We start from the raw sequence: 8,196 nt of genomic DNA, 5'->3' as shown, positions 1-8,196 counted from the left end.
TCGTCGACATCGCGGCGCGGGGCAGGAGTCTCGGCGTGCACCTGATCCTGTGCACGCAGCGACCGGCGGATGCGGTGCGCGACGCACTCATGACGAACTGCGGTCTGCGCCTCTGCCTGCGGGTCAACGACGAACCGGATTCGGTCGCGGTCGTGGGTGCTCCCGACGCTGCGCACTTCGACCTCGCGCATCGCGGACGCTGCGCCGTGCGAATCTCCGGCAGCGCGCGCGTTATCGCGCAGACGGCACTCGCGGGCGAGCAGCACATCCGGCAGACCGTCCAACGTTCGCTCGCAGGACCGAAACCGCGGCATCCGTACCTGCCGCCGCTGCCGGAACGGATCACCCCGGAGAGCGTGACGGCGGTTGCGGAGGAAGGGTCGGTCATCTTCGCCTACGCCGACCGACCGGCCCTGCAGCGGCGCGACGCGATTCGCTGGCATCCGCGCAACGGCAGCGTATTCATCGTCGGTTCTTCGGCCAGCGGCAAGTCGACCGCGGCACGGCGCTTCTGCGATGCTGCAGGAGCGATGCTCATCGATGAGCTGGAGGCACTCGGGGACGCCCTCGACTCGACGCCGGATGCGAGAGTCATCGTCATCGACGACCTCGACATGCTGCTGATGCAGGCCGGTGACGAGCACGCGCACGACCTCTCCAGGGCGCTGCAGCAAAGGATGCGGGAGGCCGGCGCGGCCGGTGCCGCGTACGTACTCACGGCCAGAAGGGTCGGCGGCACCCTCACGACCATCGCCGCACTCGCTGAGCACACCGTCGTGATGCGAATGCCGACGAAGCAGGAACACCTGCTGGCGGGAGCGACGGCTCCCCACGTCCCCGAGTTGCCGGCCGGCGGCGGCTGGCTCGGCGACGACCGCGTGCAGTTCGTACTGCCGGCGGCAGATACGCCATCGGTCGCTGCGCACTACGTACCGCTGCCCGAAGGACCCCTCGCGGTGGTCGCCGGCAGGCCGGAACAGCTCCCCGGTGAGTTGAGGAAAGGGGTCGAGCCGGGGCACCAGGGCGACCTCATCGTCGGAACGCCTGCGCAGTGGGAGGGAGCCTGGGGCGCTCTCGATGCGGCGCTGGCCGAGCGACCCGTGGCACTGCTGGATACGGCAGATCGGCAGCTGCGTTCGCTCCTGAGAGGAGCTGTGCAACTGCCGATCTGCTCTGGGTCGGGGCGCTGGCTCGTTGAGAACGGCCGAGCATCCCGCTTGCGATTATGAAGTTGTCGCCTCGATGCGCCCGAGGGCGCCGAAGACGCCGTTAGGAGTTCAGGACGGTGGCGAAGGCCTCGTCGATGACGTCCATGCCCTCTTCCAGCTGCTCGTTCGTGATGATGAGCGAGGGGAGGAAGCGGAGGATGTTGCCGTCAGCGCCCGCGGTGAGAGCCATGACGCCGTTGCGTCCGGCCTCGGCAGCGAACGGTCCAGCCGCAACGGGCTCGCCGTCGGTGTCGACCAGCTCGACGCCGATCATGGCGCCGCGGCCGCGGACCTCTGCGATAACCGAGTACTTGTCCTTCATTTCGCTCAGGCGGCGAACGAGCGCCTCTTCGATGCGCTTGGCTTCGGAGCTGAGGTCGAGGGACTTCACCTGCTCGAGGACGGCGATCGCTGCTGCGCACGAGACGGGGTTGCCGCCGAACGTGCCGCCCACACCGTTGAGGTGCATAGCGTCCATGATCTCGGCGCGGCCGGTCACGGCTGCGAGCGGCATACCGCCCGCGATGCCCTTCGCGGTCAGAACGACGTCGGGAGTCCAGCCGAGCAGCTCCGAGGCGTACGTTGCACCGGTGCGGCTCACACCGGACTGAATCTCGTCGGCGATCATGACGACGCCGTTCTTCGTGCACCACTCCTGCATTGCGGCGAGGTAGCCGTCGGCGGGAACGATGAATCCGCCCTCGCCCTGGATGGGCTCGACGACGAGGCAGGCGAGGTCTTCGACACCCACGTGCTTCTCGAGGTACCACTGCGTGCGCTTCGCCGCAGCTGCCCCGTCGAGACCGTCGCGCAGCGGGTACGAGTTCGGAGCGTGGAAGACATCCGAGACGGTAGGACCCTGGCCGTTCGCGTAGGGAGCGATCTTGAAGTTCATCGTGCCGGTGAGTGCGGTACGGCCGTGATAGCCGTGGTCGAGGACGGCGACGCCGCGCCGACCCGTGTACTTGCGCGCGAACTTGACGCCGTTCTCGACGGCTTCGGCTCCCGAGTTGACGAAGATCGTCTTCTTCTTGTGGTCGCCCGGGGTGAGCTCGTTGAGCAGCTCGGCGGCGCGAACGTAGGGCTCGTAGGGCGTCTGTCCGACCAGCGAGTGGGTCAGACGGCCGACCTGCTCGCGCACTGCGGCGACGACGGCTTCGTTCGTGTGACCGATCGTGGTCACACCGATGCCGCAGCCGAGGTCGATGAACGTGTTGCCGTCAACGTCGGTGAAGGTGGCCCCATTGGCCGACTCGATGAAGACGGGCAGGTTCGAAGGAATAGCGGTCGACACTGCCTCGGCCTTGCGCTCGAGCATCTGCTTGCTCTTCGGGCCGGGGATCTCCGTGACGACCGAACGGACGGTGGTTTGTGCGGTGTCAGTCATACGTCAGACTGTACATGCTGGAACGTTCCGGCACTAGTCGAACACACGAGATTCTTCTGCCGGGTTTTCCCGCATCCTCCTCGTCCGCTGGGCGAAAAAGTCGGTCTTTGGCAGCGGCCGGGCCCCTCTGCGGCGTCGGCGCCGATGTTGTGGCCCTCCGAGTAGGAATTGAGGAGAGGACCGAAAGGGATGGCCGAGCACGGCGGCTACGCTTGTGACGTGCTCACGCAACACGATTTCGCCGTCACTGTCGAATGGACAGGGTCCCGCGGTCTCGGCACGACCGGCTACCGCGACTTCGACAGGGAGCACATGATTCGAGTCGATGGCCTCCCCACGATCTCGGCTTCTGCCGACAGGGCGTTTCACGGAGATGCCTCCAAGCACAACCCCGAGCAATTGCTGCTTGCGGCGCTGAGCGGCTGTCACATGATGAGCTACCTCTTCCACGCGGTGCGCAACGGGTTCGTCGTCACCGGCTACGAGGACGACGCGAGCGCCGTGCTCAAGCGCGAGGGCACGGGTGGAAAACTCGTGAGCGCAACGCTACGGCCTCACGTGCGCCTCGCCACGGGAGACGAGGCAACGGCGATGCGCGTGCATGACGACGCGCATCGCGACTGCTTCATCGCGAACAGCATCGCGTTTCCCGTCTCGATCGAACCGACCGTGGTGCGAGAAGCATCATGACCCGCCGCATCCTGATCCTCGGGTTGACCGGCTCGTTAGGCACGCAGGCGCTCGACGTCGTCGAAACTGCGGCGGAGGCGGTTGCCTCGCACTCCGGGTTCGATCTCAGCCTGGCGGGAGCTGCAGCGGCAGACCACTGGGCGAGGGAGAAAGCCGCCGCGATCATCCGCGCTCGTACCTGAGTGCGTTCTGCGGCCGCGAATCGCGCACGCGTGAGCGCGCCTTCCCGGCTCTGTCGCGGGTGCTCGCTACCCTGACCGCATGGCCTCACCCACCAAACAGAACGCGAAGGGCAAATCGCGCTCCAATCAGGACACCGCCGCCACCAAGGTGCTGTTCGACGATCAGCGCCCGAACGTACTCGTGCGCGCCTGGATGGGGCTCGCGCACACGACGGGAGCCGGCGCCAGGCTGTTCGGTCGTGAACAGCTCGCAAAGGAGGAGCGCCGCGACGGGGTTCCCTTCTTCTTGACGCTGCTTGCCGTCGCGGGAGCGGTCGTCGAGTGGTTCCTGCCAACGAACAGCGTCGCGATCGCCATCAGCAACTTCACGATCGGCGGCCTGTTCGGTCAGGTCGCGATCGCGCTCCCCGTCGTGTTCTTCCTGTTGGCGCTCTGGATGTTCCGGCATCCGGCGTCCGTCAACGACAACGGCCGCGTCGGTGTCGGCCTCACGATCTTCCTCGTTTCGATAGCCGCCGTCTGCCACGCGATGCTGGGCTCACCGGATGCGGCAGAGGGGATGCCGGTGCTCGCGCAGGCGGGTGGCGTGCTCGGGTGGGTCGTCGGAGCGCCGCTCGTCGCGCTCACGACCGTCGTCGGCGCCACGATCATCGGCATACTGCTCGCCCTCGTCTCGGTGCTCATCATCACGGGAACCGCGCCGACCCGGATTCCCGAACGACTCGGCGACCTCTACCGCTACCTGTTCGGTCTTCAGCGGCTCAGCGACGAGGAGAAGGAGGAGGCCCGCGAGCAGCGGGCTCGCGAGCGAGAGGAACGACGCTCGGGAGTCGCGGGCGAAGAAGACTCGGGCGATGAGAATCTGCCGTTCTGGCGTCGCAACAAGACCGGTCGCGAAGTCGACCCCGCGTACGACAGTCCCATGCTGCGCTCGGAAGACACGTCCGTGCTCGATCGGCCGGATGCCGGCGATATCGTCGACAACACGAAAGACCCGGACGCCTCGTTCGATCCTTTCGAGCAGTTCGCGGAGGGCGATGACGATTACGCGACCGAGGTGCTCGGCGACCTCGAGGCGGCAGAACGCGCGGTAGAGCGCGTAACGGGCGAGACGCCGACGCTGCCGGACGCCGAGCCGGGCATCGCGGCCGACGCTGCGAAACCGTTGCCTGATCGCCCATACCGTCTGCCGTCGATCGGCGAGCTGTCGCAGGGGGATCCGCCCAAGGGCCGCACGCAGGTCAACGAGGACATGGTGAGCGCTATCACGCAGGTGCTCGACAACTTCAAGGTCGACGCGAAGGTCACGGGTTTCTCGCGCGGCCCGACCGTAACACGCTACGAAGTTGAGGTGGCCCCTGGCGTGAAGGTCGAGCGCGTGACCGCGCTCTCGAAGAACCTCTCCTACGCCGTCGCCTCGAACGAAGTGCGCATCCTCTCGCCCATTCCCGGCAAGAGCGCCATCGGTATCGAGATCCCGAACAGCGATCGCGAGACCGTCAAACTTGGCGATGTGCTGCGGTCGAAAGCTGCGGTGCAGTCGAAGCACCCTATGACGATCGGCATCGGCAAAGACGTCGAGGGCGGCTTCGTCGTCGCGAACCTCGCGAAGATGCCGCACCTGCTCGTCGCCGGTTCGACGGGGTCCGGTAAGTCGTCCTTCGTGAACTCGATGATCACGTCTCTGCTCATGCGGTCTTCTCCCTCCGATGTGCGGATGGTCCTCGTCGACCCGAAGCGCGTCGAGCTCACGGGGTACCAGGGTGTTCCCCATCTCATCACCCCCATCATTACGGACGCCAAGAAGGCTGCTGAGGCGCTGCAGTGGGTCGTCAAGGAGATGGACATGCGCTACGACGACCTCGCGTCGTTCGGGTTCAAGCACATCGACGACTTCAACAAGGCCGTACGAGCCGACGAGGTGAAGGTTCCGGCAGGCAGCGAGCGAACGCTCAAGCCGTATCCGTACCTGCTCGTCGTCGTCGATGAGCTCGCGGACCTCATGATGGTCGCTCCTCGCGATGTCGAAGATTCCATCGTTCGTATCACGCAGCTAGCGCGTGCAGCGGGTATCCACCTCGTGCTGGCGACGCAACGACCGAGCGTCGACGTCGTGACCGGGTTGATCAAGGCGAACGTGCCGAGCCGCTTCGCATTCGCGGTTTCGAGCGTGACCGACTCGCGCGTCATCCTCGATTCCTCCGGAGCGGAGAAACTGATCGGTCAGGGCGACGGGCTCTTCCTGCCGATGGGTGCTTCGAAGTCGATCCGTGTGCAGGGTGCGTGGGTCGACGAGGTCGAGATCCACAGGGTCGTGCAGCACGTCACGGGCCAAGCGCAGCCGGAATACCGCGAAGACGTGCAGCAGGTGACGCAGAAGCGGGAGATCGATGCCGACATCGGCGATGATCTCGAGGATCTTCTGGCCGCAGCGGAGCTCGTCGTCACAACGCAGTTCGGGTCGACCTCGATGCTGCAGCGCAAGCTTCGTGTGGGTTTCGCGAAGGCGGGCCGCCTCATGGACCTCTTGGAGTCGCGCGAGATCGTCGGCCCTTCGGAGGGCTCGAAGGCGCGGGATGTCCTCGTCATACCCGAAGATCTGCCGCGAGTGCTCGCGCAGTTGCGCGGGGACGAACCACCGGCAGCGCCGTCGGAGAGCTCGCGACCCTACGAGGATCCGCTCGATGAGACCGGGCTCGAGGTCGTCGACGGCGAGTCGGATGAAGACGCTTGGGGATTAACCGACCGGGATCGGTAGCCTGGGTGCATGAGCATGCTGAGGCCCTGGCGAGGTCGTGTATGGGCCAGGGGTGAGTCACCCGCGTCGGTCGCAAGCGTCCCGAATCTGATCTCGGTAGCGCGCATCCTGCTGACGCCGGTGTTCATCGTCATCCTGCTGGCCGATGACGGTCGGCTCGGGCTCGAACGGACCATCGCGGCCGCTCTGTTCATCGCGCTGATCGCGACCGACTTCGTCGACGGGCAGATCGCGCGCGGTCGCAATCTCGTGACGGACTTCGGGAAGCTGATCGACCCGATAGCCGACAAGTTCATAACCGGCAGCGGGTTCTTCATGCTGGCGGTGCTGGGGGAGCTGCCCTGGTTCGTCGTCGTCGTGATTCTGCTGCGCGAGTGGGGCATTACGCTGCACCGGCTCGTCGTGTCTGATCGCGTCGTGATCCCCGCATCCTTCTCCGGCAAGGCGAAGACCTTCGCGCAGGCGATCGCGCTCTCGATGGCGCTTGTTCCGCTGTGGTTGTGGCTGGGAGACTGGGTGCACTGGGCGAATATCCTCGCGATGTCGGTCGCGTTCCTGCTGACACTGTGGTCGGGTCTGGAGTACGTGTGGCACTGGATTCGGGCAAGCAGGGCTGAGAGGAACAGCGGATGACATCGACACCGAAGCTCGCGAAGAGGATCATCAGGGACGCCCGCCGTCGCGGACTGACGATCGCAATCGCCGAATCCCTCACAGGGGGTAAAGTTGCGAGCGCCCTGATCGGTGTGCCGCGCGCATCCACTGTTGTGCGGCTCGGCGTCGTCGCCTATGCGACCGAGATGAAGCGACGTGTTCTGAACGTCGATGGCGAGTTGCTCGACAAGCGGGGTTCCGTGCATCCGAAAGTCGCCAAGCAGATGGCGAGCGGGGTTCGAAAGCTCGCGGCGATCGGGCGTGATTCGGCGACGATCGGTGTCGGCACGACGGGTGTTGCCGGCCCGGATGTGCAGGACGGCCACGACGTCGGCACGGTGTTCATCTCGGTTGCGTTCAAAGGCGAGGCGACGATAACGCGCGACTATCGCTTCGAAGGCAATAGGCGCAGCATCCGGGATGCAGCAACGCACGCTGCTCTTGAGCTCATCGCGGAGGCTCTCAGCGAATACAAAGACTAAGCAGGCAATCTTCTGGAATAACCAGGGTTGAGTCGACGTTAGTCAAGTTATACGGGTCACGCGGGAGTTCGGCATCAACCGGATTCACGGCCACGAGTGGTTGCTCGCAGCCGGATGCGTGGCCTGGTCAAGCCCACGGTAGAATGGGTGAAGCAAGGGAGAACAAGGGGGAACCCGCAAGTGCTGTTGAGACAAGAAATCGGCGACGTCCTTCGGGATGTACGTCTGCAGCGTGGCTTCACGCTGCGGCAGGTAGCTCAGCGTGCATCCGTCGCGCTCGGCTACCTCAGCGAGGTGGAACGGGGCCAGAAGGAAGCCTCGAGCGAGATCCTCGCATCGGTTGCGGAAGCGCTCGATGTTCCGCTTTCGAAGATTCTGCGTGAGGTGGGGGATCGACTCGCAGTATTCGAAGGTGTGTACCACATGGGTGCTCTCGATGCGCTGCCGGCCAATGTTCCGGACGTGCTGCCGGAAGAACTGGTAGCGGAATTCGGTCAGGTCTCGCGATAACAACTATTGACAGCGGCGGTGAGGTGAGCCCTCACCGCCGCTGAACGTTTACGGAGGTAACGTGCGCAGAGCGGAGTTCATGCGTGCAGTGGAGGCGGAGTTCGGTGGTCTCGGAGCGGTGTTGCTTGAAGATCAGTCCCTTGCTGCATTGAACGGCGAGACGGCGCGCGCCGCCCTGGACGCGGGCGCACCTCCACGGAGGGTGTGGGAGGCGCTCTGCGCGGCGAACGATGTTCCGCCCGAGCGGCGCAGCGGGACACGATTGCTGCCGCCCGACGGTGCCTGAAGCACTTGCGGTGCTCATGAACGGCGCGACGGCTTGCGC

The 8,196-nt window shown here is 65.3% G+C and carries 8 protein-coding genes and 1 pseudogene; 8 read left to right on the top strand and 1 reads right to left on the bottom strand.

What is annotated here, in order from left to right; translation table 11 throughout:
- Positions 1 to 1,229: pseudogene (locus Q0O95_RS03615) on the top strand (hypothetical protein); the annotation flags it as partial.
- Between the two features lie 40 nt (positions 1,230 to 1,269).
- On the opposite strand, the gene Q0O95_RS03610 reads toward Q0O95_RS03615, so the two are convergent.
- Positions 1,270 to 2,595: an aminotransferase class III-fold pyridoxal phosphate-dependent enzyme gene (locus tag Q0O95_RS03610; protein WP_293695359.1), complete on the bottom strand. Its 1,326-nt coding sequence runs from the start codon at positions 2,593 to 2,595 to the stop codon at positions 1,270 to 1,272.
- Between the two features lie 219 nt (positions 2,596 to 2,814).
- Here Q0O95_RS03610 and Q0O95_RS03605 point away from each other — a divergent pair, with 219 nt between their 5' ends.
- The 7 genes from Q0O95_RS03605 to Q0O95_RS03575 all read left to right on the top strand — a co-directional run bounded on the left by Q0O95_RS03605 (position 2,815) and on the right by Q0O95_RS03575 (position 8,157).
- On the top strand, positions 2,815 to 3,285 hold the full coding sequence (locus Q0O95_RS03605; RefSeq protein ID WP_293695356.1) for an OsmC family protein: 471 nt from the start codon (positions 2,815 to 2,817) through the stop codon (positions 3,283 to 3,285).
- Positions 3,282 to 3,467: a hypothetical protein gene (locus Q0O95_RS03600; protein WP_293695355.1), complete on the top strand. Its 186-nt coding sequence runs from the start codon at positions 3,282 to 3,284 to the stop codon at positions 3,465 to 3,467. The genes Q0O95_RS03605 and Q0O95_RS03600 overlap by 4 nt, the downstream gene beginning before the upstream one ends.
- Positions 3,468 to 3,546: 79 nt before the next feature.
- Complete coding sequence (locus Q0O95_RS03595) at positions 3,547 to 6,225, top strand: DNA translocase FtsK (protein WP_293695353.1); 2,679 nt, start codon at positions 3,547 to 3,549, stop codon at positions 6,223 to 6,225.
- A gap of 9 nt (positions 6,226 to 6,234) precedes the next feature.
- On the top strand, positions 6,235 to 6,858 hold the full coding sequence (pgsA, locus tag Q0O95_RS03590; RefSeq protein WP_366516435.1) for a CDP-diacylglycerol--glycerol-3-phosphate 3-phosphatidyltransferase: 624 nt from the start codon (positions 6,235 to 6,237) through the stop codon (positions 6,856 to 6,858).
- Positions 6,855 to 7,361: a CinA family protein gene (locus Q0O95_RS03585; RefSeq protein ID WP_293695351.1), complete on the top strand. Its 507-nt coding sequence runs from the start codon at positions 6,855 to 6,857 to the stop codon at positions 7,359 to 7,361. Before pgsA ends, Q0O95_RS03585 begins: the two co-directional genes overlap by 4 nt.
- Before the next feature lie 180 nt (positions 7,362 to 7,541).
- Positions 7,542 to 7,871, top strand: coding sequence for a helix-turn-helix transcriptional regulator (locus tag Q0O95_RS03580; RefSeq protein ID WP_293695349.1), 330 nt, complete (start codon positions 7,542 to 7,544; stop codon positions 7,869 to 7,871).
- A gap of 61 nt (positions 7,872 to 7,932) precedes the next feature.
- A complete protein-coding gene (locus tag Q0O95_RS03575) occupies positions 7,933 to 8,157 on the top strand; it encodes a DUF3046 domain-containing protein (RefSeq protein ID WP_293695346.1) in 225 nt (74 codons plus the stop codon).
- Positions 8,158 to 8,196: the final 39 nt, after the last annotated feature.

Origin of the sequence: uncultured Agrococcus sp., from assembly GCF_945915485.1 — a bacterium.
Taxonomy (GTDB): domain Bacteria; phylum Actinomycetota; class Actinomycetes; order Actinomycetales; family Microbacteriaceae; genus Agrococcus.
Note: the sequence above shows the minus strand (reverse complement) of the source record. Positions and strands in the feature narration are given on the sequence as shown.